This is a genomic window from Salmonella sp. SAL04213 (assembly GCF_046550535.1).
Classification (GTDB): domain Bacteria; phylum Pseudomonadota; class Gammaproteobacteria; order Enterobacterales; family Enterobacteriaceae; genus Salmonella; species Salmonella enterica.
In genome coordinates this window covers 479,582-506,571 of record NZ_JBGDXS010000003.1, presented here as the reverse complement: position 1 = coordinate 506,571, position 26,990 = coordinate 479,582, and the positions used below count along the sequence as shown (strand labels likewise).

Annotated in this window: 22 protein-coding genes; 4 read left to right on the top strand and 18 right to left on the bottom strand. The window is 53.1% G+C overall.

Annotation, left to right across the window (positions count from 1 at the left end; genetic code table 11):
• Window positions 1–7: 7 nt before the first annotated feature.
• The 16 genes from dnaE to rpsB all read right to left on the bottom strand — a co-directional run bounded on the left by dnaE (window position 8) and on the right by rpsB (window position 18,759).
• Window positions 8–3,490 carry a DNA polymerase III subunit alpha gene (gene dnaE, locus ACLJPQ_RS11785; protein WP_001294816.1) on the bottom strand — a complete coding sequence of 1,161 codons (3,483 nt, stop codon included), beginning with the start codon at window positions 3,488–3,490 and terminating at the stop codon, window positions 8–10.
• Between the two features lie 23 nt (window positions 3,491–3,513).
• On the bottom strand, window positions 3,514–4,110 hold the full coding sequence (gene rnhB / locus ACLJPQ_RS11780; RefSeq protein WP_000569412.1) for a ribonuclease HII: 597 nt from the start codon (window positions 4,108–4,110) through the stop codon (window positions 3,514–3,516).
• A complete protein-coding gene (lpxB, locus tag ACLJPQ_RS11775; RefSeq protein ID WP_000741221.1) occupies window positions 4,107–5,255 on the bottom strand; it encodes a lipid-A-disaccharide synthase in 1,149 nt (382 codons plus the stop codon). Before lpxB ends, rnhB begins: the two co-directional genes overlap by 4 nt.
• Complete coding sequence (gene lpxA / locus ACLJPQ_RS11770; protein ID WP_000565950.1) at window positions 5,255–6,043, bottom strand: acyl-ACP--UDP-N-acetylglucosamine O-acyltransferase; 789 nt, start codon at window positions 6,041–6,043, stop codon at window positions 5,255–5,257. The genes lpxB and lpxA overlap by 1 nt, the downstream gene beginning before the upstream one ends.
• 3 nt (window positions 6,044–6,046) lie before the next feature.
• On the bottom strand, window positions 6,047–6,502 hold the full coding sequence (fabZ, locus tag ACLJPQ_RS11765; protein WP_000210741.1) for a 3-hydroxyacyl-ACP dehydratase FabZ: 456 nt from the start codon (window positions 6,500–6,502) through the stop codon (window positions 6,047–6,049).
• 105 nt (window positions 6,503–6,607) lie between these two features.
• Window positions 6,608–7,633, bottom strand: coding sequence for a UDP-3-O-(3-hydroxymyristoyl)glucosamine N-acyltransferase (gene lpxD, locus ACLJPQ_RS11760; protein WP_001139265.1), 1,026 nt, complete (start codon window positions 7,631–7,633; stop codon window positions 6,608–6,610).
• 3 nt (window positions 7,634–7,636) lie between these two features.
• Entirely contained in the window at window positions 7,637–8,122 is a 486-nt protein-coding gene (gene skp, locus ACLJPQ_RS11755; protein ID WP_000758966.1) for a molecular chaperone Skp, read from the bottom strand.
• 122 nt (window positions 8,123–8,244) lie between these two features.
• A complete protein-coding gene (gene bamA, locus ACLJPQ_RS11750) occupies window positions 8,245–10,677 on the bottom strand; it encodes an outer membrane protein assembly factor BamA (protein ID WP_001240936.1) in 2,433 nt (810 codons plus the stop codon).
• Window positions 10,678–10,708: 31 nt separating this feature from the next.
• Complete coding sequence (rseP, locus tag ACLJPQ_RS11745; protein WP_000949017.1) at window positions 10,709–12,061, bottom strand: sigma E protease regulator RseP; 1,353 nt, start codon at window positions 12,059–12,061, stop codon at window positions 10,709–10,711.
• An 11-nt stretch (window positions 12,062–12,072) separates the two neighbouring features.
• Window positions 12,073–12,930 carry a phosphatidate cytidylyltransferase gene (gene cdsA / locus ACLJPQ_RS11740; RefSeq protein WP_000922422.1) on the bottom strand — a complete coding sequence of 286 codons (858 nt, stop codon included), beginning with the start codon at window positions 12,928–12,930 and terminating at the stop codon, window positions 12,073–12,075.
• A gap of 12 nt (window positions 12,931–12,942) precedes the next feature.
• Window positions 12,943–13,701 carry a (2E,6E)-farnesyl-diphosphate-specific ditrans,polycis-undecaprenyl-diphosphate synthase gene (gene ispU / locus ACLJPQ_RS11735; protein ID WP_000947413.1) on the bottom strand — a complete coding sequence of 253 codons (759 nt, stop codon included), beginning with the start codon at window positions 13,699–13,701 and terminating at the stop codon, window positions 12,943–12,945.
• A 312-nt stretch (window positions 13,702–14,013) separates the two neighbouring features.
• Window positions 14,014–15,210, bottom strand: coding sequence for a 1-deoxy-D-xylulose-5-phosphate reductoisomerase (gene ispC / locus ACLJPQ_RS11730; RefSeq protein ID WP_000811905.1), 1,197 nt, complete (start codon window positions 15,208–15,210; stop codon window positions 14,014–14,016).
• Window positions 15,211–15,350: 140 nt separating this feature from the next.
• The gene (gene frr, locus ACLJPQ_RS11725; protein WP_000622423.1) at window positions 15,351–15,908 is read right to left on the bottom strand and encodes a ribosome recycling factor; all 558 of its coding nucleotides are present in this window, start codon (window positions 15,906–15,908) and stop codon (window positions 15,351–15,353) included.
• A 146-nt stretch (window positions 15,909–16,054) separates the two neighbouring features.
• Window positions 16,055–16,780, bottom strand: coding sequence for a UMP kinase (gene pyrH / locus ACLJPQ_RS11720; RefSeq protein ID WP_000224567.1), 726 nt, complete (start codon window positions 16,778–16,780; stop codon window positions 16,055–16,057).
• A 144-nt stretch (window positions 16,781–16,924) separates the two neighbouring features.
• Window positions 16,925–17,776 (bottom strand): translation elongation factor Ts, encoded by an 852-nt coding sequence (gene tsf / locus ACLJPQ_RS11715; RefSeq protein WP_000808106.1) that lies wholly within the window; start codon window positions 17,774–17,776, stop codon window positions 16,925–16,927.
• A gap of 257 nt (window positions 17,777–18,033) precedes the next feature.
• The gene (rpsB, locus tag ACLJPQ_RS11710) at window positions 18,034–18,759 is read right to left on the bottom strand and encodes a 30S ribosomal protein S2 (protein ID WP_000246886.1); all 726 of its coding nucleotides are present in this window, start codon (window positions 18,757–18,759) and stop codon (window positions 18,034–18,036) included.
• A gap of 450 nt (window positions 18,760–19,209) precedes the next feature.
• Here rpsB and map point away from each other — a divergent pair, with 450 nt between their 5' ends.
• From map to dapD, 3 genes are all read left to right on the top strand, one after another.
• Window positions 19,210–20,004, top strand: a complete 795-nt coding sequence (map, locus tag ACLJPQ_RS11705) for a type I methionyl aminopeptidase (RefSeq protein ID WP_001018214.1) — start codon at window positions 19,210–19,212, stop codon at window positions 20,002–20,004.
• A gap of 237 nt (window positions 20,005–20,241) precedes the next feature.
• Window positions 20,242–22,914, top strand: coding sequence for a bifunctional uridylyltransferase/uridylyl-removing protein GlnD (gene glnD, locus ACLJPQ_RS11700; protein WP_001094526.1), 2,673 nt, complete (start codon window positions 20,242–20,244; stop codon window positions 22,912–22,914).
• A gap of 29 nt (window positions 22,915–22,943) precedes the next feature.
• A complete protein-coding gene (gene dapD / locus ACLJPQ_RS11695; RefSeq protein ID WP_001186673.1) occupies window positions 22,944–23,768 on the top strand; it encodes a 2,3,4,5-tetrahydropyridine-2,6-dicarboxylate N-succinyltransferase in 825 nt (274 codons plus the stop codon).
• A 36-nt stretch (window positions 23,769–23,804) separates the two neighbouring features.
• Here dapD and ACLJPQ_RS11690 read toward each other — a convergent pair whose 3' ends face one another.
• Complete coding sequence (locus tag ACLJPQ_RS11690; RefSeq protein WP_080184973.1) at window positions 23,805–25,106, bottom strand: MFS transporter; 1,302 nt, start codon at window positions 25,104–25,106, stop codon at window positions 23,805–23,807.
• A gap of 246 nt (window positions 25,107–25,352) precedes the next feature.
• Here ACLJPQ_RS11690 and ACLJPQ_RS11685 point away from each other — a divergent pair, with 246 nt between their 5' ends.
• Window positions 25,353–25,739: a DUF3461 family protein gene (locus ACLJPQ_RS11685; protein ID WP_000272193.1), complete on the top strand. Its 387-nt coding sequence runs from the start codon at window positions 25,353–25,355 to the stop codon at window positions 25,737–25,739.
• Window positions 25,740–25,827: 88 nt separating this feature from the next.
• Here ACLJPQ_RS11685 and cdaR read toward each other — a convergent pair whose 3' ends face one another.
• Window positions 25,828–26,985 carry a DNA-binding transcriptional regulator CdaR gene (cdaR, locus tag ACLJPQ_RS11680; protein WP_000929420.1) on the bottom strand — a complete coding sequence of 386 codons (1,158 nt, stop codon included), beginning with the start codon at window positions 26,983–26,985 and terminating at the stop codon, window positions 25,828–25,830.
• Between the last annotated feature and the right edge of the window lie 5 nt (window positions 26,986–26,990).

Here is a 26,990-nt window from a genome sequence, read left to right as displayed (position 1 = left end):
TCCTGTATTAGTCAAACTCCAGTTCCACCTGCTCCGAACCAATGAGGCCACGCAGATCGTTAAGTAAACGATCGCTCGGAGAGACACGCCACGTTGCGCCAAAACGCAGCCGCGCACGCGCATCCGCCCTCTGATAGTAGAGATGTACTGGAATGGTCCCCGAGCGGTGGGGTTCCAGAGACTGACGGAGTCGGTTTAAAAGCTGGTCATCAATTTGCCTGTCCGTCAGCGAGATAGCAAGCCCGCGAGCGTATTTTTCGCGAGCTTCGTCAATATCCATCACTTCGCGGGCGGTCATTTTAAGCCCCCCGCTGAAGTCATCAAAGCTGACCTGTCCGCTGACGATAAGTATGCGGTCTTTTTCCAGCAACTGCTGGTATTTATCCAGCGCGTCGGTAAATAACATCACTTCCAGACGCCCGGAACGGTCATCCAGCGTACAGATGCCGATACGATTGCCACGCTTGGTGACCATAACCCTTGCGGCAATCACGAGCCCCGCAGCCGTGGTGACTTTACCACGTTCTGTCGGATGCATGTCTTTGAGCCTTACCCCGCCGACATAGCGCTCAATTTCTTTTAAATACTGATTGATGGGGTGGCCCGTCAGGTACAGCCCCAACGTTTCACGTTCCCCATCTAACACTACCTGCTCCGGCCACGGCTGGCAGCTGGCATAGGATTGCTCGATTTGCTCCGGCTCTTCCGCCAGTACGCCGAACATATCCGCCTGACCGATAGCTTCCGCTTTGGCGTGCTGGTCGGCGGCTTTCAGCGCAGCGCCCAATGAGTTCATCAGCGCGGCGCGGTGCGGCCCCAGGCGGTCGAACGCCCCGGACATGATCAGCTTTTCCAGCACCCGGCGGTTGAGCTTTTTGGTGTCGGTCCGCGCGCACAGATCAAACAGCTCGCGGAAATAGCCGCCCTGATTACGCGCGTCGATGATCGCTTCGATCGGCCCTTCGCCGACGCCTTTGATCGCGCCGATACCGTAGACGATCTCGCCCTCATCATTAACGTGGAAATGGTACAATCCGGAGTTAATATCCGGCGGCAGAATTTTCAGTCCCATCCGCCAGCACTCGTCCACCAAGCCGACGACCTTCTCGGTGTTATCCATATCGGCAGTCATCACCGCCGCCATAAATTCAGCCGGATAGTGCGCCTTTAGCCATAGCGTCTGGTAAGAAACCAGCGCATAAGCGGCGGAGTGCGATTTGTTAAACCCGTAACCGGCGAATTTCTCCACCAGGTCAAAGATTTTCATCGCCAGTTCGCCGTCGATACCGTTCTTTTTCGCGCCCTCTTCAAAAACGGAACGCTGTTTGGCCATCTCTTCCGGCTTTTTCTTACCCATCGCACGACGCAGCATATCCGCGCCGCCGAGAGTATACCCGGAAAGTACCTGGGCAATCTGCATCACCTGTTCCTGATACAGAATGATGCCGTAGGTCGGCTCCAGTACCGGCTTCAGGCTTTCATGCTGCCACTGAACGTCCGGGTAAGAGAGTTCTTCACGACCGTGCTTACGGTCGATAAAGTTATCTACCATCCCTGACTGCAACGGGCCGGGACGGAACAGGGCCACCAGTGCGATCATATCTTCAAAGCAGTCTGGCTGCAGACGTTTGATCAGATCTTTCATGCCGCGCGATTCAAGCTGGAAGACCGCCGTGGTTTCCGAGCGCTGCAGCATGTCGAAGCTTTTTTTATCGTCCAGCGGAATGGCGGCGATATCCAGCGGCGGCTCGCCGTTTTTCTCGCGCCGCTTGTTGATCATCTCCAGCGCCCAGTTGATGATGGTCAGCGTACGCAAACCGAGGAAGTCGAACTTCACCAGCCCGGCATATTCCACGTCGCTTTTATCAAACTGGGTAACCGGATGCTTGCCCTCTTCATCGCAGTACAGCGGCGCAAAGTCGGTAATTTTGGTCGGCGCGATGACCACGCCGCCAGCGTGCTTACCGGCGTTACGCGTGACACCTTCGAGCTTACGCGCCATATCGATCAGCGCTTTGACCTCTTCGTCCGCCTCGTAAATTTCCGGCAGTTGCGGTTCCGCTTCAAAGGCTTTTGCCAGCGTCATGCCCGGATCGGGCGGCACCAGCTTCGAGATACGATCCACAAAACCGTACGGATGCCCCAGCACGCGGCCCACATCGCGGATAACGGCTTTCGCCGCCATCGTACCGAAGGTGATAATCTGCGATACCGCATCACGCCCGTACATGTCTGCGACGTGCTCAATCACCTGGTCGCGTTTCTCCATACAGAAGTCAACGTCGAAGTCAGGCATCGAGACACGTTCCGGGTTCAGGAAACGTTCGAACAGCAGGTCAAACTCCAGCGGATCAAGGTCGGTAATTTTCAGCGCGTAGGCCACCAGCGAACCAGCCCCGGAACCACGTCCCGGCCCTACCGGCACGCCGTTATCTTTTGACCACTGGATAAACTCCATCACGATGAGGAAGTAGCCAGGGAACCCCATCTGGTTGATAACCTGTAGTTCAATATCCAGACGCTCGTCATATTCCGGGCGACGCTTTTTGCGCTCTTCTTCGTCCGGAAACAGGAAAGCCAGACGCTCTTCCAGCCCCTCTTTCGCTTTTTTGACCAGATAATCTTCGGTGGTCATATCGCCGGTCGGGAACTGCGGCAGGAAATATTCACCCAGACGCACCGTTACGTTGCAGCGTTTGGCAATCTCCACCGTATTTTCCAGCGCCTCCGGAATATCGGAGAACAGCTCGCACATTTCTTCTTCACTGCGCATATACTGCTGCGGTGAATAATTGCGTGGACGTTTAGGATCGTCGAGGGTGAAACCGTCGTGGATCGCGACACGAATCTCATGGGCGTCAAAATCATCGCTTTCAAGGAAACGGACATCGTTTGTCGCAACAACCGGCAAACCACGTGCCTCAGCCAGTTCAACCGCAGCATGGAGATAGGTCTCTTCATCCTGTCTGCCGGTGCGGATCAGTTCCAGAAAGTAGCGATCGGGAAAATGCGTTTCATAGAAAGCAACGCACTCCTCCACCAGCGCCTGGTTGCCGCGTAGCAGACAGCGGCCTACGTCGCCCATGCGTCCGCCGGAAATCAGGATCAAACCTTCTTTAAGCTCTACCAGCCAGTCGCGCTCGATAATCGGGCCTGCCGCGCCGTAGCCGCGCTGATACGCTTTCGAGATCAGCAACGTCAGGTTCTGGTATCCCGTATTATTCGCCGCCAGTACCGTCAGATGAGTCAGCTCATCTCCCAGCAGTTCGTTGTGAACATTAAAGTCCGCCCCGACGATGGGTTTAATGCCCGCGCCATGACCCGCTCCGTAGAACTTCACCAGACCGCAGAGGTTGGTAAAATCGGTGATCGCCAGCGCAGGCATACCTAATGAGGCCGCCTTTTTCACCAGCGGCCCGGTCTTCGCCAGCCCATCGATCATAGAGTAGTCGCTGTGCACCCGCAGGTGAACGAAACGTGGTTCAGACATCTTCAGATTTCTCGATACAAGAATCAGGACACAAGTCCCAGAGCGCGTTTAACAGGCGCAAAACTGCGTCGGTGGTGCGCCGTCGCGCCATACTGTGCCAACTTTTCCAGATGAAAAGCGGTTGGATAGCCTTTGTGCTGCGCAAAGCCATACTGAGGAAAAACGATATCCAGCGCCGCCATTTCTGCATCGCGGGTGACTTTCGCCAGAATAGACGCCGCGCTAATCTCCGCCACGCGGCTGTCGCCTTTCACCACGGCCATTGACGGCACAGGCAGTTCCGGACAGCGATTGCCGTCGATCAGCACATATTCTGGCGCAATATGCAGACCAGCGACAGCGCGCTGCATGGCGAGCATTGTGGCGTGCAAAATATTCAGCTCATCAATTTCATGCGCTTCTGCGCGTCCCAGACTCCAGCTTAACGCCTTTTCTTTAATCTCGTCATACAATGACAGACGACGCTTTTCAGACAATTTTTTGGAATCATTCAGACCGACGATCGGACGAGCCGGATCGAGGATCACGGCGGCGGTCACTACGGCGCCCACCAGCGGGCCACGGCCCACTTCATCCACACCCGCCACTAAATGGGTGTGTGGATAAACAAATTCGATCATTGCGCTAACTCCAGGACGGCATCTGCCGCCTGCTCATCGGCATTACAGCGGATCTGCTGATGCAGTTCACGGAAGGTGTCGTGCATCGCATGGCTGGTTTTACCGTTCGCCAGTAGCGGCAACAGCGCTTCGGCGAGTTTTTGCGGTTCGCACTCTTCCTGCAACAGCTCTTTGACTAATTCCCTTCCCGCCAGCAGGTTAGGCAAAGACACATACTCCGTTTTCACCAGACGTTTCGCCAGCCAGAAAGTGAAGGGCTTCATACGATATCCCACGACCATCGGGCATTTTGCCAGCATACACTCCAGCGCCGCCGTACCCGAGGCCAGCAGAGCCGCGTCGCTGGCGATCATCGCCTCGCGCGCCATGCCGTCCAGCAAATGAACGGCGAGATCCGGCGCAACCTCCGCTTTAATTGTTTCAAACTGCTCGCGGCGTTTCGCGTTTACCAGCGGCACGACCACTTCCAGATCGGGATAGCGCTGTCGCAGCAATTGCGCGGTTTTCAGGAAGTCGGCGCTGAGCATTTCCACTTCCGCGCCACGGCTGCCTGGCAGTAGCGCCAGACAATGGGCGTCATGCGGGATACCCAGCACGTCGCGCGCCGCATTTTTATCCGGGTCCAGCGGCATGGCATCCGCCATGGTGTGACCGATAAAGCGGCACGGGACGTTAAATTTATCGTAAAACGCTTTTTCGAAAGGCAGAAAAGCCAGCACCATATGGGTGGATCTGCCTATTTTGAAAACGCGTTTCTGTCGCCAGGCCCAAACGGACGGGCTGACATAATGAATGGTCTTAATCCCTTGTTTTTTCAGATTACCTTCGAGGGTAATATTGAAATCAGGGGCGTCAATCCCGACAAAGACATCGGGCTTGAGTTCGGTAAAACGGCGGGTCAGATCGGCGCGGATATGCAACAAACGGCGTAAACGTCCGAGCACTTCAACAATGCCCATGACCGCCAGCTCTTCCATTTCGTACCAGGCTTCACACCCTTCGGCCTGCATACGCGGCCCCGCAACGCCCACAAAGCGGGCGTTGGGTACGCGCGCTTTCAGCGCACGAATTAAGCCTGCGCCAAGAATATCGCCGGACGTTTCACCGGCGACCAGGGCAATCGTTAAAGGACGCTGTGCCGCCATTAACGAATCGGACCGCGCGTTGAACGCTCAAAGAACTCGGTAAACGCCTTCACCTCCGGATGCTTTTCAGCAAGTTCAGCGATTTCCAGCTTCGCTTCGTCGAGCGTTTTACCACTGCGGTACAACAGTTTGTAGGCATTACGAATCGCCACCAGCCCTTCACGGCTAAAGCCGCGACGCTTCAGCCCTTCGATATTTACCCCGAACGGCGTCGCATGGTTACCCTGCGCAATCACATACGGAGGGACATCCTGCGCCACGCCGGAGCAGCCGCCGACCATCACATGCGCACCGATAATGCAGAATTGATGAACTGCCGTCATACCGCCGATGATCGCAAAATCATCGACTGATACGTGCCCCGCCAGCGTGGCGTTGTTGGCGAGGATACAGCGATTACCTACCGTACAATCATGTGCGACATGCGCATTGATCATCAGCAGGTTATCGCTACCCACCTTCGTCAACCCACCGCCCTGCACTGTACCACGATGAATGGTGACGCTTTCGCGGATGCGGTTACGATCGCCAATTTCCACACGGGTCGGCTCACCCGCATATTTCAGATCCTGGTTCACTTCACCGATGGAGGCAAACTGATAAATCTCGTTGTCGCGGCCGATTTTGGTTTGACCATTCACGACCACATGAGACTTCAGTACGGTTCCCTCACCAATTTCGACCTGCGGCCCAACAATACAAAAGGGACCAATGTGGGCATTAGCGCCAATTACAGCGCCGTCTTCCACAATGGCGGTAGGATGAATAAAGGCGGATTTATCAATCACGAATCAGGCCTCCCGGCTACGAGCACACATCATGGTTGCTTCGCACACAACTTTACCGTCGACCAGCGCAACCCCTTTAAAGCGGGTCAGGCCACGGCGCGTTTTCTCGAAAGTGACTTCCATGATCATCTGATCGCCTGGCACCACCGGACGCTTAAAGCGCGCTTCATCAATACCCGCGAAATAATACAGTTCGCCAGGTTCCAGTTTACCAACGCTTTTAAACGCCAGAATACCGGTTGCCTGCGCCATCGCTTCCAGAATCAGCACGCCTGGCAAAATCGGTTTGCCCGGGAAGTGTCCCTGGAAAAACGGCTCGTTGACGGAGACATTTTTCACCGCACGCAGAAAACGACCTTCTTCAAAGTCCAGCACGCGATCGACCAGTAAAAACGGAAAACGGTGCGGCAGAAGCTCTAAAATCTCTTCAATCTGCAGAGTATGAGTGTTAGTAGTCAAAATACTCTTCCTGTCCAAATATACAAAAAGGCAATAATAACACGGCCTGCCGCAATCGTATGAATGTGACAGGCCGGAAAAGAATGGCAACTACAAGGCGGAACGTTAGTCTTGTTGATTAACCTTGCGCTCAATCGCTTTGAGACGCTTGCTCATATCATCAATGTTCATCACCAGTGCAGCAGTTTTACGCCATACTTTGTTGGGTTGCAGCGGAATGCCTGAGGAGTAGACGCCCGGTTCCGTGATGGGACGCATCACCATACCCATGCCAGTTACCGTGACTTTGTCGCATATTTCCATATGCCCATTGATCACGCTGGCGCCGCCAATCATGCAGTAACGGCCAATCTTCAGGCTACCCGCCATAATGACGCCACCGGCAACTGCCGTATTGTCGCCAATCACGACGTTATGTGCAATCTGGCACTGATTATCAATAATCACGCCATTGCCAATAACAGTATCATCCAACGCGCCACGGTCAATGGTGGTACAAGCGCCGATCTCGACACGATCGCCAATAATGACCCGGCCCAGTTGTGGGATCTTCACCCAGTTGCCACGATCGTTAGCGTAGCCAAAACCGTCCGCGCCGATCACCGTACTGGACTGGATCAGGCAATTCTCACCGATCTGAATGTCGTGGTAAATCGTTACGTTCGCCCACAAGCGTGAACCCGCCCCGATTTTGCTATTTTTTCCGACGAAACAGCCTGCGCCGATAACCACGTTATCGCCCAGTTGTACGCCAGATTCAATCACCGCATTCGCGCCGACTGAAACATTGCTACCCAGCGTTGCCGTCGCATCAATCACGGCGCTTGGCGCGATATTCTGCGCGGGCTGCGGCGTAGTATCTAAAATTTGCGCCATGCGCGCGTAGGTCAGGTAGGGATTTTTAACTACCAGCGCCGCGCTCTTGGCAAAAGGAAGATCGTCCTGCGTCATGACAACCGCAGAAGCCTGGCATAAACCTAAGTGTTCACGGTACTTAGGATTTACCATAAACGTAATGTGGCCTGTTGTTGCAGATTGCATGGACGCAACGCCGGTGATGACGATATCGCCATCACCGTGTAATTCTGCATCCAACTGTTCTGCTAAGTCAGCCAGTCGAATTGAAGGCATTACTTATTTAACCTGTTTCAGTACGTCAGCGGTGATGTCTTTCACATCGCTGCTGTTGTAAGCAACGGTGTTTGCGTCTACCACCAGATCGATACTCTGGTCGTTAGCCACTTTTTTCACCGCAGTCTGGATACGAGTCACCAGTTTGTTGCGTTCTTCGTTGGAACGACGAGCGCGATCTTTCTCAAAAGCCTGCGCTTTTTGCGCGAAAGTCTGGCGCTGAGACATCACGTCTTTTTCCAGCTTAGTACGATCGCTACCTGCTTTCATGGATTGCAGACGCTGCATTTTAGATTGCAGATCGGTTTCCATTTTTTGCAGTTCAGCCGCACGGCCTTTAAATTCGTTTTCCAGTGTATTGGATACACCCGTCTTCTGCGCAACCTGTTGGAACAGATTACCCATGTTGACGATTGCAATTTTGTCAGCAGCCTGTGCGGACGTTACCATCGCCAAACCAAGACCTGCAGCTAATAACCACTTTTTCACAATAAACTCCTTACCATCCCATTTGCACCCGAAGGTACAGCTCTTTGCGTGGCCTGGCGATCCCTGGGGGCATCGCCAAAAGTCATCGCTACACTACCAATGCATTCCTTTGCAGTGAACAATTACCAGGTTTTACCAATGTTAAACTGGAACTGCTCGGCTTTGTCTCCATCGTACTTTTTAAACGGCTGGGCGTAGGAGAAGACCAACGGCCCCAATGGGGACATCCATTGTAATGCGATACCCGCGGACATACGGATGTTGCTCGGATCGCTGTAGTCCGGATAACCAGAATACTGGCTGGAATCCCAGTTAGTATCCCAGACGGTCCCCATATCCCAGAAGAAAGAAGTACGGACCGAATTAGCATATTTCTCGCTGATAAACGGCGTCGGCGTGATAAATTCCAGGCTGGCGACCGCCATCGCGTTCCCCCCTACCGCATCATCCGACTTACACATATCTTTTGCGCCGTCCTGCGTCGCGCAATCGTAGTCTTCATCAGCATCGTAATTTTTAGGGTTATAGGGATAATAGACCGCCTTAGGACCAATGGTATTGGACTGGAAGCCACGAACGGTACTGGAACCACCGGCATAGAAGTTCTCATAGAACGGCATTTCTTTACCGCCTAAACCATCGCCATAACCAAAGCGGGTACGGCCCAGAATGACCCACTTATGATCGTTATCGATCGGTACATAGGTCGCGGTATCCAACGTCGCTTTATAGTATTCGTTATCCGATCCCGGAATCGTCACCTTACCCGTCAGGTTGATACGCGTACCTTCCGTCGGGAAGTAACCACGGTCTAGTTTGTTGTAGGTCCAGCCGTAGTTAAAGGTGAAGTCATCAGTGCTAAAACTATTATCCTGATCATTAGTACTCGGATACTGACCCATTGATGCCAGATAACGCCACATTGCAACCTGCGGTTCCATATTGGACAGGGAGTTATGCACATACCCTAAACCAGCACGCAACGTGTTGTACTCGTTGATGGGGAAGCCAAGCGTCACGTCCGTACCGTAGCTCTTGTTGGTATAGTCGGACAGGTCTGCATCGTCCGCCTGGAAGTCGTTATAGAAGATACGACCACCGAGGCTCACGCCGTCAACGGTAAAGTATGGGTTAGTAACGGACAGTTCGCTATAGGTCTGGTAGTCGTTTTTGGTACCGTTAATCCCCACGGAATAACCGGTACCTAACCAGTTGTCCTGCTGAACGCCAGCCTGGAAGCTAACGCCGCTTTCTGTACCGTAACCGATACCGAAGTTAAAGCTACCGGTGTTGCGCTCTTTCACCTTGTACACCACATCAACCTGATCCGGGCTACCCGGAACGCGCTGCGTGTCGGTGTCGACGGTTTCAAAGAAGCCGAGACGGTTCAGACGCTCTTTCCCCTGGTCAACCAAGTCGCTGCCCAGCCACGCCCCTTCCATCTGGCGCATTTCACGGCGCAGAACGGAATCTTTTGAGGTGTCGTTGCCTTCAAAGCGGATCTTACGCACGTAGAAACGGTTGCCCGCATCGACGTTCACGCGCAGTTTTACGGTTTTGTCAGCATCGTTAATTTCAGGCTGTGACTGCACGCGCGGATAGGCGTAACCATAGCGACCCAGAAGCTTTTTGATGTCATCTTCCATTTTGGTCACTTTGGTGCCGTTATAGAGCTCGCCCGGTTCAATTTTCGTCAGGTTCTCAATTTCAGCGGAATGTCCGGCCAGGTTACCGCTCACCTGAACCCCGGAAAGCTTGTACTGATCGCCTTCGGTGATATTGACGGTGATGTAGATCCCTTTCTTATCCGGCGTCAGACTCACTTGCGTGGAGTCAATATTGAAACGCGCGTAGCCGCGATCCAGATAGTAGCTGCGCAAGGTTTCAAGGTCGCCCGCCAACTTCTGTTTCTGGTATTTACGATCGCCGACGACGTTCCACCACGGCACTTCGTCACGCAACTGGAAATGAGAAATGAGTTCTTCGGTGCTAAAGGCATGGTTACCGACGATGTTGATCTGTTGGATCTTCGCCGATACGCCCTCCTGGAACACCAGTTTAAGATCAACACGGTTGCGCGGTAGCGGCGTGACGACCGCCTTAACGCTGGCGCTGTATTTACCTACGCTATAGTAAAAGTCTTCCAGACCTTTTTCGATATCAGACAGCGTGGTGCGATCCAGAGACTCGCCAACACGTACGCCAGACGCTTCGAGGTTTTGCTTGAGCATGTCATCTTTCACCGACTTGTTCCCGGAGAAAGTGATGCTGGCAATGGTCGGACGTTCTTTTACCTGAACCAGAAGGGTATTACCATCGCGCAGGACGCGGACGTCCTCAAAGTTGCCGGTGGCGAACAGAGCGCGAATGGTGTTACTGATATCTTCATCATTAACCGTGTCGCCTGTGCGCACCGGCATACTGAGGAGAGCCGCACCAACGGCGACTCGCTGCAGGCCTTCGAAATGAATGTCCTTCACTACGAACCCTTCAGCACCGTATACGGTGGCGCTGCTGAACAGCAGCGACGCTATGAGCAACTTTTTCATCGCCATCGTTATTATGCGTTCTTCCTAACTAACTCTCTTACAACCGAGAGAAATCATTGAAAAGTGCAAGCCCCATTAACAACACCAGCAAAATCGAGCCAATGCGATAACTAAAGTCTTGAACCCGCTCGGATACCGGCCCGCCCTTAAGCTTTTCAATCGCCAGGAACAGCAGATGACCCCCGTCAAGAACGGGCAGCGGAAACAGGTTGATTATCCCTAAGTTCACGCTGATTAGCGCAAGGAACATCAGGTAATAAATCACCCCGAACTCCGCTGACATCCCAGCCCCCTGAGCGATAGAAATCGGCCCACTGAGGTTGTTCAGTTTCACATCACCGGTTATCAATTTACCCAGCATACTGACCGTCAGCTTCATCAACTGCCACGTCTTATCCGTGGCTTCGAGGATGGCGCTAAAAGGCCCATACTGGCGTATAGTCTTGTACTCTTCCGGCAGAGGAATAATTTTAGGCACCACGCCTGCAAACCCTTCCGCCTTTCCGTTAACCGATTTCGTATCCGGCGTTAACGTCAACGACAAGGCGCTCCCCTGCCTTTCAATCTCTAACGCTAACGGCTTACCGGGATTATCGCGTACAAACGTCACGAATTTCATCCACTGCGTTAACGGCTGACCATCGACTTTAACGATCCTGTCGCCCGCTTGCAAACCCGCTTTACTGGCTGCGGAATTCGCCTGCACTTCTGACAGTACTGGTTCAATCTGTGGCCCGCGGGGCCGAATCCCTAAAGAAGATACAGGATCTTGCTTATCAGGCTCAAATGCCCAGTGACGTAAATCAAGCGTTTTGTCCTGCCGCTGGTCGCTACCAAACGGCGCGACGCTCACCGTCGTCTGCTGATCGCCAATTTTGGACACCAGTTGTAAACGCACGGCATCCCAATCAGGGGTTTCGATACCATCAACGGCTTTAAGTTCCGTACCAGGCGCAATTTGCGCCTGCGCAGCAATCGAGTTGGGCGTTATTTCGCCAATGACCGGACGAACGCCAGGGACGCCGATGATAAAGACCAGCCAGTAAGCAAAGATAGCAAAAATGAAGTTCGCAACCGGACCTGCGGCAATAATTGCGGCGCGCTGGCCCACCGTTTTGTTATTGAAGGCGTGACGACGCAATTCCGGCGCTACCGGTTCGGCGCGTTCATCCAGCATTTTGACGTAGCCGCCCAGCGGGATCAGGGCGATGACATACTCGGTGCCGTACCGATCGGTACGACGCCAGAGCGCTTTGCCAAAACCGATGGAAAAGCGCTCAACTCGCACACCGCAGCGCCGGGCAACCCAGAAATGACCAAATTCATGCACAGTGATCAGCACGCCCAGTGCGATGATGAATGCAGCCAGATTCCAGAGAATACTCAGCATAAAACCTTCCGTTAGAGCGTCCTGAACACCAGTAACAACAGGCAAGCAAAGACCGGTACGGCAGCCGTCAGGCTGTCAATTCGGTCCAGAATGCCGCCATGGCCTGGAATCAAGTGGCCGCTATCCTTAATTCCTGCTTCGCGCTTAAACATACTCTCGGTGAGGTCGCCCAGTACAGAAGCCAGAGCCGCCACCACAGAGCAAATCAGCAAGATAACAGGCGCAACATTCAGATTCGCCCACATACCGTAACCCCATGAGATCACGGCAGCCGTAGCAAGCCCGCCGATAAACCCTTGCCAGGTTTTACCCGGGGAAACCTTCGGCGCCAGCTTATGTTTGCCAAATAATTTACCAAACATGTACGCGCCAGAGTCCGCTCCCCAGACCAGGATCATGACATAGAGTAGCCATATTGCGCCACTGTAATGATTCTCGTCATAGTGCCAGGCGCGCAGCGCCAGCATGCCCCAGAAAAATGGCACAATAGTTAACAAACCGAAAATGAGACGCAATGTTTTTGAGTTGCGCCAGATTGCCGCCGAACCGGGATAAAATAGCACCAGCAGTAGCGCGACAACCCACCATCCTAACGATGCCCAAAGCGACATCTCAACCAGCGGTTGACGAATGTTGTGATGATACTCAGGCAACAAAAATAGCATCAGCGCCAATAACAGACCACACAGCACCGCCAGCCAAACCCGCTGTGAACGCGCGGCGAAACCGCTTAACTGTCCCCATTCCCACGCGGCCAGCATACAGACAACCAGCGTAATAATAGCGAACCCCACCGGCGGCAATAAAAAAAGCGCAGCGATGACCGCGGGTATTAACACAAAAGCAGAAATCAGGCGATACTTCAGCAAAAGCAACCCCCATCAGGCTTTGTCATCACCAGGCTCGGTACCGCCGAAACGACGCTCTCGATTAGCAAAGGCATGCAGCGCACCTTCAAAGTCTTGTTCATCGAAATCGGGCCAAAGAACATCCGTAAAGTAAAGTTCGGCATAGGCAATTTGCCAAAGCAAAAAGTTACTAATGCGATGCTCTCCCCCAGTCCTAATTACTAAATCCACAGGCGCCAGCTCATGCATACAGATTTGCTGGCCTAGTCTCTCTTCATCAATCTGATCGGGGCGCAGCACTCCAGCCTGCACCTGTTCCGCCAGTTGTCGGACTCCCTGGACAATATCCCAACGTCCGCCGTAATTCGCAGCAATATTCAGCGTTAGACCCGTATTATGGGCGGTAAGCGCTTCTGATTTGCGAATACGTTCTTGTAAACGTGAGTTGAATCGACTGATATCGCCGATAATACGCAGGCGAACGTTATGGCGGTGCAGGCTTTTGACTTCGCTATCCAGCGCCCACACAAACAGCTCCATTAACGCGCTCACTTCCTGCGCCGGTCGGTTCCAGTTTTCACTACTAAAGGCATACAGCGTTAACGCATCAATACCGTTATTGGCAGCAAAAGAGACCGCTCGCCGGACGGACTTCGCTCCGGCTTTATGCCCAAAGGCCCGGATCTTCCCTTGCTTTTTCGCCCAGCGACCATTGCCATCCATAATTATTGCAACATGACGGCAGCCATGCGCTGGCAAATTTTCGCTTACTGGTTGAGTTGCAGACAACATAACGCGTTTTTTGTCCCTGAAAGGATTTAGCGGTACTCAGGAATACTGAAGCCTTTATACACATTCTCTTCGGTCCGCTTCGCGGATGGCTGCGCATTATCGCCCCTGTCGTGCGCTGTCTGCGCACGCCGGGAACGTATTCGCCTGCCGTCCCGATGCGTCCTGAATGATTTTGTGTATCCACAAAAAAGCCGTGTAAAACCACGGCTAACCTGACCGAAAAAAGCCAAAAACCTGCGATCAGGTGGCGCAGACTATATCACCGAAGCCCAACGCTAACAAATAGCACGATCTTCTGTCGCGGGATAATCGTCAGCGTGAGAGCCGTATCACTTGTTTTCTGGCTACTTCACGCGCGATGGCGTCAACCTGCAATACGTCCTCAACGCTTGCCGGTTCCTGTAAATCCATCCTCTCCAGCACCGCTAAATTGAGCCCGGCGATATCGGTAAAACGAATCTGTTGCGCCAGAAACGCGGCAACGGTGATTTCGTTTGCCGCATTGAGCGCCGTCGTTGCCGCCTGACCTTGCTCAAACGCCTCCATCGCCAGCTTCAGGCACGGATAACGCTGATAATCTGGCGCGCTAAACGTCAGCGCGCTGAGTTTGCAAAAATCAAGCGGCTGCGCGCCGGACGTGACGCGATTCGGCCATGCCATCGTATGCGCAATAGGCGTACGCATGTCAGGTTCTCCAAGCTGCGCCAGGACGCTGCCGTCCTGATAACGCACCATCGAATGAATGACCGATTGCGGATGGATCAACACTTCCATCTGACGTGCGCTGGCATTAAATAACCAACGCGCTTCAATGTATTCCAGACCTTTATTCATCATGGTGGCGGAGTCGACGGAGATTTTTCGCCCCATCGACCAGTTCGGATGACGACATGCCTGATCCGGCGTCATCGCTGCCAGATCGCACATTGGCGTTTCACGAAACGGGCCACCAGACCCGGTAAGCAAAATCGACGTTACGCCATTTTGCTCAAGGTCAGCGTATCCCAGATTATGCTGAATAGATTGCGGCAAACTCTGAAAAATCGCGTTATGTTCGCTATCGACGGGTAAAAGCCGGGCGTTGCTGCGTTTTACTTCGTCCATAAACAGCCGCCCGCAGGTCACCAGCGATTCTTTATTCGCCAGCAGAATCGTCTTTCCTGCGCGAATCGCCGCCAGGGTCGGCAGTAAACCAGCCGCGCCCACAATGGCCGCCATCACATGCCCGACCTCATCAAGCGCCGCCATCTCACAGGCAGCCTGCTGACCGCTCAGAACCTCGGTGCGGCTGCCATGCTGCTGAAGCATTATTTTGAGCTGTTCTGCGCTCGACGTATCGTCCATCACGGCATAACGCGGCGAGAACTCCAGGCATTGCTCCGCCATGCGGGCGACATTTTTACCCGCCACCAGCGCGATAACGCGGAAGCTATCAGGATTATGGCGCACCACGTCCAGTGTGCTGCAACCAATAGAGCCGGTCGAGCCCAGAATGGTTAATTGCTTCATGAAACGTCCAGAAGTGTTGAAACGGAATAAAAAGCAAAACGCCGCACAGGAGACCTGATAATGTCTTCTGCGCGGCGCTTTGTACACCACTCATCCGCCAGGTTAGCGGTGGAATGAGTTTATATCTGCGTACAGATCAATCAGAACTGCATCAGTTCTGCTTCTTTATCTGCCAACGCCGCATCAACTTTCTTAATTGCCGCGTCGGTCATTTTCTGTACTTCTTCCTGAGAGCGACGATCGTCATCTTCACTGATCGCTTTATCTTTCAGCAGAGCTTTTACTTTATCGTTCGCATCACGACGGACGTTACGAACGGCGACACGCGCCTGCTCCGCTTCGCCACGGACAATTTTCGTCAGATCTTTACGACGTTCTTCGGTCAGCGGCGGCAGCGGAACGCGAATGTCGGTGCCCGCAGAGCTTGGATTCAAACCGAGGTCTGACGCCATGATCGCTTTTTCAACGGCTGGCCCCATAGAACGGTCAAACACGTTAATTTTTAAGGTACGGGAGTCTTCTACCGTTACGCTTGCCAACTGACGCAGCGGGGTCGGAGTGCCATAGTATTCTACGACAATACCATCCAGCAGGCTGGGAGAAGCACGACCCGTGCGCACTTTGCTGATTTGGGTTTTGAACGCTTCAACGCATTTTTCCATGCGTACTTCAGCATCTTTTCTGATATCGCTAATCACGTTACGAATCCTTGAAAACTAGTCTCAGTCAGACCAGACGGTCACACAATACAAAGATGTGCTAAGTATAGTCTCGTTTAATTTCTGCCAGGTAATAAGACCCGTCAATAGAACAGAATCTTACCCGTATTTGGCGCTCACGGGAATTATTCCGTGATTAACGTCCCTTCTTTTTCGCCCATCACCACACGACGCAGCGCGCCTGGTTTGTTCATGTTGAAAACACGAATCGGCAGTTTGTGGTCACGAGCCAGCGTGAACGCCGCCAGATCCATCACTTTCAGCTCTTTATCCAGCACTTCGCTGTAGGTCAGCTGATCGTACATGGTCGCGGAAGGATCTTTTGCCGGATCGGCAGTGAATACGCCATCCACTTTGGTCGCTTTCAGTACGACATCCGCTTCAATTTCGATCCCGCGCAGACAGGCCGCAGAGTCGGTAGTGAAGAACGGGTTACCCGTACCTGCAGACAGAATCACAACACGGTTATTACGCAGCAGGCTAATAGCCTCGGCCCAACTGTAGTTGTCGCACACGCCGTTTAAAGGAATTGCCGACATCAGGCGGGCGTTCACATAGGCGCGGTGAAGCGCATCACGCATTGCCAGGCCGTTCATGACGGTGGCCAACATGCCCATGTGGTCGCCCACAACGCGGTTCATCCCCGCTTTTGCCAGACCCGCGCCACGGAACAGGTTACCACCGCCAATCACCACACCAACCTGAATACCCAGTTCAACCAGTTCTTTGATCTCCTGAGCCATACGATCCAGTATGCTTGCATCAATACCGAAGCCTTCCGTACCCTGCAGAGCTTCGCCGCTTAATTTAAGCAGAATGCGTTTATAGACGGGTTTTGCATTGGTAGCCATGTTTCTTTCCTGAGACTGTCAACGATTGATATGAGTTAATTCCGGCGACATTGTACGTCGCATTTCAGCGCAGACGCCAGGCGTCGGCTGATTTTACAAGAGAGGCGCAAAAAGAAGCCGCCCTCAGGCGGCTCCTCAGGAAAATCAGGACTGCTTAGACATCGCAGCAACTTCTGCTGCAAAGTCAGTCTCGACTTTCTCAATGCCTTCGCCCACTTCAAAGCGGATGAAGCCAGTCACGTCAGCGTTGTGCTCTTTCAGCAGTTGGCCAACAGATTTGCTCGGTTCCATGACGAAAGGCTGACCAGTCAGAGAAACTTCGCCGGTGAATTTCTTCATGCGGCCTTCAACCATTTTCTCTGCGATTTCTTTCGGCTTACCGGACTGCATCGCGATGTCCAGCTGTACCTGGTACTCTTTCTCTACCACGTCAGCAGACACGTCTTCCGGCTTAACGAATTCCGGCTTGCTTGCCGCAACGTGCATCGCCAGCTGTTTAACCAGCTCTTCGTCAGCGCCTTTAGCGGCAACCAGAACGCCAATGCGCGCACCGTGCTGGTAAGAACCCAGAACGTCGCCTTCCAGGGAAGCGACGCGACGAATGTTGATGTTCTCGCCAATTTTCGCTACCAGAGCAACGCGCTCTTCTTCGAACTGTGCTTTCAGAACTTCTACGTCAGTGATTTTGCCAGCAACAGCGGCGTCCAGCACTTTGTCAGCAAATGCCTGGAAGCCAGCATCTTTAGCCACGAAGTCAGTCTGGCAGTTAACTTCCAGAATGAAAGCGACGTTGCCGTCGATTTTGGTTTTGATTACGCCGTCAGCAGCCACGTTGCCTGCTTTTTTCGCCGCTTTGATAGCGCCGGACTTACGCATGTTTTCGATTGCCAGCTCAATGTCGCCATTCGCTTCAGTCAGCGCTTTTTTGCAATCCATCATGCCTGCGCCGGTACGCTCACGCAGCTCTTTTACCAGGGATGCGGTAATTTCAGCCATTCTAAAATCCTCGAAAGATTTGATCTGCCCGGCATCAAACCGCACAGATATAAAAGTGAAAAAGGGGGCCATATACAGGCCCCCTAACCAAACGTGATACTACCTGGTCTATAAGGGCTCTCCCCTTCATATTTCGAGCCGCAGGCGCGTTGCCTTCACTCGCTCATCCCGGTCACTTACTGATGTAAGCTCCCGGGAATTCTCGAGCTTGCCGCCTTCCTGCAACTCGAACTATTTTAGGGAGTTATCAAGCCTTATTACTCGGCTTCTACGAAGCTTTCTTCCGCCTGGGAAGCCAGATCCTGAGAACGGCCTTCACGAACGGTTGCAGCGACAGCGCCCAGGTACAGGCTAACAGCACGGATTGCGTCATCGTTACCCGGGATAACGAAGTCAACGCCGTCCGGATCAGAGTTGGTATCAACGATAGCAAATACCGGGATACCCAGGTTGTTCGCTTCTTTGATAGCAATGTGCTCGTGGTCAGCATCGATAACGAACAGAGCGTCCGGCAGACCGCCCATGTCTTTGATACCGCCCAGGCTGTTTTCCAGTTTCTCAAGCTCACGAGTACGCATCAGCGCTTCTTTCTTGGTCAGCTTTTCGAAAGTACCGTCCTGAGACTGAGTTTCCAGGTCTTTCAGACGTTTGATGGACTGACGAACTGTTTTCCAGTTAGTCAGCATACCGCCCAGCCAGCGATGGTTCACGAAGAACTGGTCGCAGCTGTTAGCAGCTTCTTTCACCGCTTCGCTTGCAGCGCGTTTAGTACCAACGAAAAGGATTTTACCTTTACGAGCAGAGATCTTGTTCAGTTCAGCCAGAGCTTCGTTGAACATCGGTACAGTTTTCTCAAGGTTGATGATGTGAACTTTGTTACGCGCGCCGAAGATGAAAGGCTTCATTTTCGGGTTCCAGTAACGGGTCTGGTGACCAAAGTGAACACCAGCCTTGAGCATGTCGCGCATGGAAACAGTTGCCATGATTTAAAACCTCTATAGATTAAGTTGGGGTTATGCCTCCACGTATCCCATATTACCGACCCCAAAGGGCACCCCGGAATATGTGCCGATACGTGTGTGTTGTTACACAAAGTGAGATTTGTCGCTCCCGTCCATCGTGTGTAGTCTTCGAATGGATCGGAAGTCCGGCGCGCTTTATACCACAAATACGCCACCGACACCAATAATTGTTGGCACTCAATGCTGAATTGAACGATGAATTTCGTGTTACAAGCAGGCGGCAAATTTTTGCATCCCCGGGAGCTTACGGCCAATAAGTGACTGGGGTGAAAAAATGTCGCCAACGCACCTGTGGCACGAAAGGCGAAGTTCAGAATGATTCTCAATTTGGCAGGGTACACCCCTGACTGATACCATTGTCAGCACTTACACAATTATTGCCGAAATCATCGGCACTGATGGACAGAATTCATGGCTATCTCTATCAAGACATCTGAAGACATCGAAAAAATGCGCGTCGCGGGCCGTCTGGCAGCCGAAGTGCTGGAAATGATCGAACCGTATATCAAACCGGGCGTCACCACTGGCGAACTGGACCGTATCTGTAACGATTACATCGTTAACGAACAACACGCGATCTCCGCCTGCCTCGGCTACCACGGCTATCCGAAATCCGTCTGTATCTCTATTAATGAAGTGGTATGCCACGGCATTCCGGATGACGCTAAACATTTGAAAGATGGTGATATCGTCAACATCGACGTGACCGTGATTAAAGATGAATTCCACGGCGATACCTCGAAGATGTTTATCGTCGGCAAACCGACCATTCTGGGCGAGCGTCTGTGCCGCGTCACGCAAGAGAGCCTGTATCTGGGCATCAAAATGGTGAAACCGGGCATCCGCCTGCGCACCATTGGCGCCGCCATCCAGAAATATGCCGAAGGCGAAGGTTTCTCCGTGGTACGTGAATACTGCGGACACGGTATTGGTCGCGGCTTCCATGAAGAACCGCAGGTGCTGCATTATGATGCAGACGATGGCGGCGTCGTGTTGCAGCCTGGCATGACCTTTACCATTGAACCGATGCTGAACGCCGGGGATTACCGTATCCGCACCATGAAAGACGGCTGGACGGTAAAAACCAAAGACCGCAGCTTGTCTGCTCAGTACGAGCATACTATTGTGGTAACGGAAAACGGCTGTGAAATTCTGACGCTGCGTAAAGATGACACCATCCCGGCGATCATCACACACGACGAATAATGTTTTGCCTGATGGCGATGCCTTCGCATCTTATCAGGCCTACAAATTACACCTTTACTCAAAATCATTCGAGTTGCCTCAAGGCGGCAAGAGAGTGAATCTTCAGGAGCGTACATAAGTACGTGACTGGAGTGAACGAGCGCAGCCAACGTAGAAGCAACTTGAAGGATGAAGAGTAAATACGTAGGCCGGATAAGGCGTTCACGCCACCATCCGGCTTTTTAATGGGTGGCGCATATGAATACTCTTCCTGAACAGCACGCGAATACCGCACTCCCCACCCTCCCTGACCAGCCGCAAAACCCTGGCGTCTGGCCGCGCGCTGAACTGACCGTCGCCGGTATCAAAGCCCGCATCGACATCTTTCAACACTGGCTGGGAGAGGCATTTGACAGCGGCATTTGTGCTGAACAGCTTATTGAAGCTCGTACCGAATTTATCGACCAGTTGTTGCAACGCCTGTGGATTGAGGCCGGTTTCGGTCAGATTGCCGATCTGGCGCTGGTCGCCGTCGGCGGCTATGGACGCGGCGAACTGCATCCGCTTTCCGATATTGATCTGCTCATTTTAAGCCGCAAAAAGCTGCCCGATGAACAGGCGCAAAAGGTCGGCGAGCTGCTGACTTTATTATGGGACGTCAAGCTGGATGTCGGGCATAGCGTACGTACGCTGGAAGAGTGTCTGCTGGAAGGTCTGTCTGATTTAACCGTTGCGACAAACCTCATCGAAACGCGCCTGCTGATCGGTGATGTCGCTCTGTTTCTGGCACTGCAAAAACATATTTTCAGCGAAGGTTTTTGGCCGTCCGACAAATTTTACGCCGCCAAAGTAGAAGAGCAGAACCAGCGTCACCAGCGCTATCACGGTACCAGCTATAATCTGGAGCCGGATATTAAAAGCAGCCCCGGCGGCCTGCGCGATATCCATACATTGCAGTGGGTCGCCCGACGTCACTTCGGCGCTACCTCGCTCGATGAGATGGTGGGATTCGGCTTTTTAACCCCGGCTGAGCGCGCGGAGCTCAACGAGTACCTGCATATCCTGTGGCGCATTCGCTTTGCGCTACATCTGGTGGTCAGCCGCTACGATAACCGCCTGCTGTTCGACCGCCAGTTAAGCGTTGCTCAACGCCTTAACTACAGCGGCGAGGGCAATGATCCGGTTGAGCGGATGATGAAAGACTACTTCCGGGTTACGCGTCGGGTGAGCGAACTTAATCAGATGCTGCTTCAGCTATTTGACGAGGCGATTCTGGCGCTGCCTGCGGATGAAAAACCGCGTCCTGTTGACGATGAGTTTCAACTACGCGGCACGCTCATTGATCTGCGTGACGACACGCTGTTTATCCGCGAACCGCAAGCGATCCTGCGGATGTTTTATATGATGGTGCGCAATAGCGCGATCACCGGCATCTACTCTACGACGTTACGCCACTTGCGCCACGCCCGCCGCCACCTGAGCCAACCGCTGTGTTACATCCCGGAGGCGCGCACTCTGTTTCTTAGTATGCTGCGCCATCCCGGCGCGGTCAGCCGCGGCCTGCTGCCCATGCATCGCCACAGCGTACTGTGGGCTTATATGCCGCAGTGGTCGCACATCGTCGGACAAATGCAGTTTGACCTGTTCCACGCATACACGGTGGATGAACACACCATCCGCGTAATGCTCAAACTGGAGAGCTTTGCGAAAGAAGAGACGCGCCAGCGCCATCCGCTATGCGTCGATCTCTGGCCGCGGCTTCCCCATCCGGAACTGATCCTGATCGCCGCGCTGTTCCACGATATTGCGAAAGGACGCGGCGGCGACCATTCCGTACTGGGCGCGCAGGATGTACTCACCTTCGCCGAACTGCACGGTTTGAACTCACGCGAAACGCAACTGGTCGCCTGGCTGGTGCGCCAACATCTGCTGATGTCAGTCACCGCCCAGCGCCGCGACATCCAGGATCCGGAAGTCATTAAGCAGTTTGCCGAAGAGGTGCAAACCGAAACACGGCTGCGTTTTCTGGTCTGCCTGACCGTCGCGGACATCTGCGCGACCAACGAAACCTTGTGGAATAGCTGGAAACAGAGCCTGTTGCGCGAGCTGTACTTCGCCACTGAAAAACAGCTCAGACGTGGAATGCAAAATACGCCGGATATGCGTGAGCGCGTGCGTCACCATCAGCTTCAGGCGCTGGCGCTGCTGCGAATGGACAACATTGATGAAGCCGCGCTGCACAAAATCTGGACCCGCTGTCGCGCTAACTATTTTGTTCGTCATAGTCCAAATCAGCTCGCCTGGCACGCACGCCATTTATTGCAGCACGATCTGCGCCAACCATTAGTGTTGCTCAGTCCGCAGGCCACGCGCGGTGGAACCGAAATTTTTATCTGGAGTCCGGACAGACCCTATCTGTTTGCCGCCGTCTGCGCCGAGCTGGACAGGCGTAATTTAAGCGTCCATGACGCGCAGATCTTTACCACTCGCGACGGCATGGCAATGGATACGTTTATCGTTCTGGAACCAGACGGCAGCCCGCTGGCGGCGGATCGCCATGACGTTATTCGCACCGGTCTTGAACAAACCATTACGCAGCGTAGCTGGCAGCCGCCGCAGCCGCGTCGGCAACCGGCAAAGTTACGGCACTTTACGGTCGAAACGGAAGTCAATTTTCTGCCCACCCATACCGACAGAAAATCATTCATGGAATTGATCGCGCTCGATCAACCTGGTCTGCTGGCCAGGGTCGGACAAATTTTTGCCGATCTGGGAATTTCGCTTCATGGCGCCCGAATTACAACCATTGGTGAACGAGTAGAAGATTTATTCATAATCGCCACAGCGGATCGGCGCGCACTTAATAATGTGCTGCAACTTGAGGTGCAACAACGGTTGACAGCGGCCCTCAATCCAAACGATAAAGGGTAGTGTGTTTATTTATATGAAAGAGTTTAACAATGCAGCAGTTACAGAACGTTATTGAGACCGCTTTTGAGCGCCGCGCCGATATTACGCCGGCAAATGTAGATACCGTGACCCGAGAGGCGGTAAACCAGGTCATTTCTCTACTTGATTCCGGCGCGCTGCGTGTCGCAGAAAAAATCGACGGTCAGTGGGTCACTCACCAGTGGTTGAAGAAAGCGGTTCTGCTCTCTTTCCGTATTAACGATAACCAGGTTATCGACGGTGCGGAAAGCCGCTACTTCGATAAAGTCCCGATGAAATTCGCTGATTACGACGAAGCGCGTTTTCAGAAAGAAGGCTTCCGCGTCGTTCCGCCTGCGGCCGTTCGTCAGGGCGCATTTATCGCCCGCAACACCGTGCTGATGCCGTCTTACGTTAACATCGGCGCCTACGTTGACGAAGGTACCATGGTTGACACCTGGGCGACGGTGGGTTCCTGCGCGCAGATTGGTAAAAATGTTCACCTTTCCGGCGGCGTGGGTATCGGCGGCGTACTGGAGCCACTGCAGGCTAACCCGACCATCATTGAAGACAACTGCTTTATTGGCGCGCGTTCTGAAGTCGTGGAAGGCGTCATTGTCGAAGAAGGCTCCGTCATTTCCATGGGGGTATACCTCGGCCAGAGCACCAAAATCTACGATCGCGAAACCGGTGAAGTTCACTATGGCCGCGTACCGGCGGGCTCCGTGGTCGTTTCCGGCAACCTGCCGTCAAAAGACGGCAAGTACAGTCTGTACTGCGCGGTGATCGTGAAAAAAGTCGACGCCAAAACGCGTGGTAAAGTGGGCATTAACGAATTATTGCGCACTATTGATTAAGCGAGTGAAAAGCGGGGGCGACAGCCCCCCTTTGCATTACGGCGAATGCGGTAACACGGTTTCCGGCGCAATCTTTGCCGCAAACGCCGAAGCCAGCGCAGTTAAAACGACATAACCGGCAACCAAAGTCCAACTGTTATCATAGACTGCGCTTAACGCTTTAGCGATAAACGGCGTGAATCCCCCTGCCACAACCGCCCCCAACTGAGCGCCAATTGATGAACCGCTGTAGCGTACAGGCGGATGAAACAGTCCGGCGAAAAAAGAAGGTTGCACGGCATTCAGTGAATTATGACCAATGTTAATAAGCAGAACGTAGCCCATTGTCATCAGTATGAGCGAACGGCTTTCCAGCAGCCAGAAAAAGGGAAAAGCCATTGCCGCGACAAAAAGCGCGCCGAAAATATACACCTGACGGCAGCCACGCCGATCCGACATGATGCCAAATAGCACGTGCATGGGATACGTCAACAGACAGGTGAACATTACAATGTACAGAATAGTCAGGCTGGCAATCCCAAGCTGCGTTGTCGCCCAGGAAACCGCGAAGACGGTAGCAAGAAAAAAGGGAACGCTTTCCGCAAAACGCAGAATTATAATCAGCAAAATGCTACGCCATTGTTCTCGTACTACTTTGACCACCGGCCTTTCTTCTCTTTGCTGCCTATGATTAATGGCCTGCTGCTTTTTAAACGCACGGAAGACAGGCGTCTCATCCAGACGATGACGCATATATAATCCAGGCAACACCAAAAGCGCACTGAGCAGAAAAGGAATACGCCATCCCCACGATAACAACGCCTCCTTCGGTAATTGGGTCACGACTATAAATACGCCTGTCGCCAATAATTGTCCCGTGAGTCCTCCTGTTTGCGATAGCGCGCTTAACCGCCCCCGGTGCTTTCCAGCAGCATATTCCACGACCATCAACATGGCGCCTCCCCATTCGCCTCCAACCATAAATCCCTGTAGAAAACGCAGAATAACCAGTAAAGCAGGCGCCAGCGCGCCAATACTGGCGTAAGAAGGCAGGCAACCGATGAGAAACGTGACCGCGCCCATCCCCCCTAACGTAATTAATAACGTGTTTTTACGCCCAAGCGTATCTCCCCTGTTGCCAAAAAATAGTGCGCCCAGCGGCCGGGAGATAAATCCCACGCCGAAACTGGCAAAAGAAGATAACGTTGCAGTCAATGGGCTGGCGCCAGGGAAAAAAAGCGGGCCAAATACCAGCGCGCTTGCCAGGCCGTATAATAGAAAATCATAATATTCAATGGAGTTTCCTATCCAGGCGGAAACCACCACCCGGCGAATAGTAGCATTATACGTTCCGGACATAGACTCCGCCTCTCAAGGTTATCGACCACTGCCTCCGGTCAATTTCCCACACTGACTTCAAACGCTTTCTCTATAAACGGAATATCACGTTGAATTACTTAAGCTATCAATAACCGCCGCCCTTTTGCTCATTACGTTGCCGAGACGTCTTCTGCGATCAACCGCGCTTTTTTTGTATACACTGGTGGCGAAAAACCAATTTTTCGTTAATTATTCAAAAGTTATAGTGTGATGAAGGATACCGCTATGTATGACAATCTAAAAAGTCTGGGCATTACCAATCCTGAGGAAATCGATCGTTACAGCCTGCGGCAAGAAGCCAATAACGATATCCTGAAAATCTATTTTCAAAAGGATAGAGGTGAATTCTTTGCTAAAAGCGTGAAGTTTAAGTATCCACGCCAGCGTAAAACGGTGGTGGCCGATGGCATCGGTCAGGGTTATAAAGAAGTACAGGAGATTAGCCCTAACCTACGCTATGTGATTGACGAGCTGGACCAAATCTGCCAGCGCGACCGCTCAGAACTCGATCTCAAACGTAAGATCCTCGACGACTTGCGCCATCTGGAAAGCGTCGTCGCGAATAAGATCAGTGAAATCGAAGCCGATCTGGACAAGCTTACCCGCAAGTAAGCTGTGTGTTGCCGGATGGCGACGTGTTACGCCTTATCCGGCCTACAGATATATCCCGGTAGGCCTGATAAGCGTAGCGCCGCCGGGCTTAACGCTGTTCATCCAATTGCAGCGCCACATACAGCAACAGCCGATCGTCAAAATTTCCCAAATCCAGCCCGGTCAGTTCCGAAATACGATTTAGCCGATATTCCAGCGTGTTACGATGAATAAACAGCGCCTTAGAGGTCGCCAGCGGCTGGACATTATGGCGAAACCACGCCGTCAGCGTCCGACGTAATAACCCGTTGTTATCCATCGCTTTGAGTTTTACCAGCGGGCGCGCCAGCTCATTGGCCTGCCAGCCGCCACGCAGGCTATCTAACAGAACCGGCAGCATCAAATCCTGATAAAAATAGCTGCGGCTTTCTGGCATCCGCTGTTTGCCGACCATCATCGTGGTGCGCGCCGTGCGGTATGAGCGTGCAATACTGCCTGGCCCGGTAAAGTAATTGCCCAGCGCCACGCGAAAACGTAGCTGACCATTCTCTTTCATGCGCGAGATAAGCTGCTCTACGCGCTTACGATGATCTTCAGCATCCCAACGACCAAACGAGTTTAAGGCGGGTTTGAGCACCACCATCTCGGTGAGAGAAACAATGGCTATCAGGTTGTTACGCTCCGGCGTGGTAAGCGCATTCTGCAACTGCTGAAGTTCCGCCATTGCGCTATCGACGCCAAGCTGGCCGCTGTCGACTTCCACCACCGCCGCCACACGCGGCTGGTTCAAATCTATCCCCAAACGCTGCGCCCATTCCACCAGCGCCGGCGTATTTTCTTCGGCCTGAATCAGGTTCATCACCAGCTCTTCGCGCAAACGGCTATCCTGCGCCAAAAGGTGCATTAACCGCGACTGCTCCAGCATCATTTCGGCAGTCATACACACCAGTTCGCCATATTTACGCAGATGCTCTGGTTCGCCGGTGAGGCCGATCACGCCGACAATTTCGCCCTCAAGGCGTAAGGGAAGATTAATCCCCTGACGTACCCCGTGCAGGTGTCGCGCCACGGCGTCGTCGATATCCACAACCCGGCCCTGCGACAGCACTAACAGCGCGCCTTCGTGCAATTCACCAATACGTTCCCGATCGCCGCTGCCGATAATACGCCCGCGGGCATCCATTACGTTGATATTGGTATCGATGATGCGCATAGTGCGCGCCACGATATCCTGCGCCATTTTGGTATCAAGATGCCAGCCAGCCATAAATC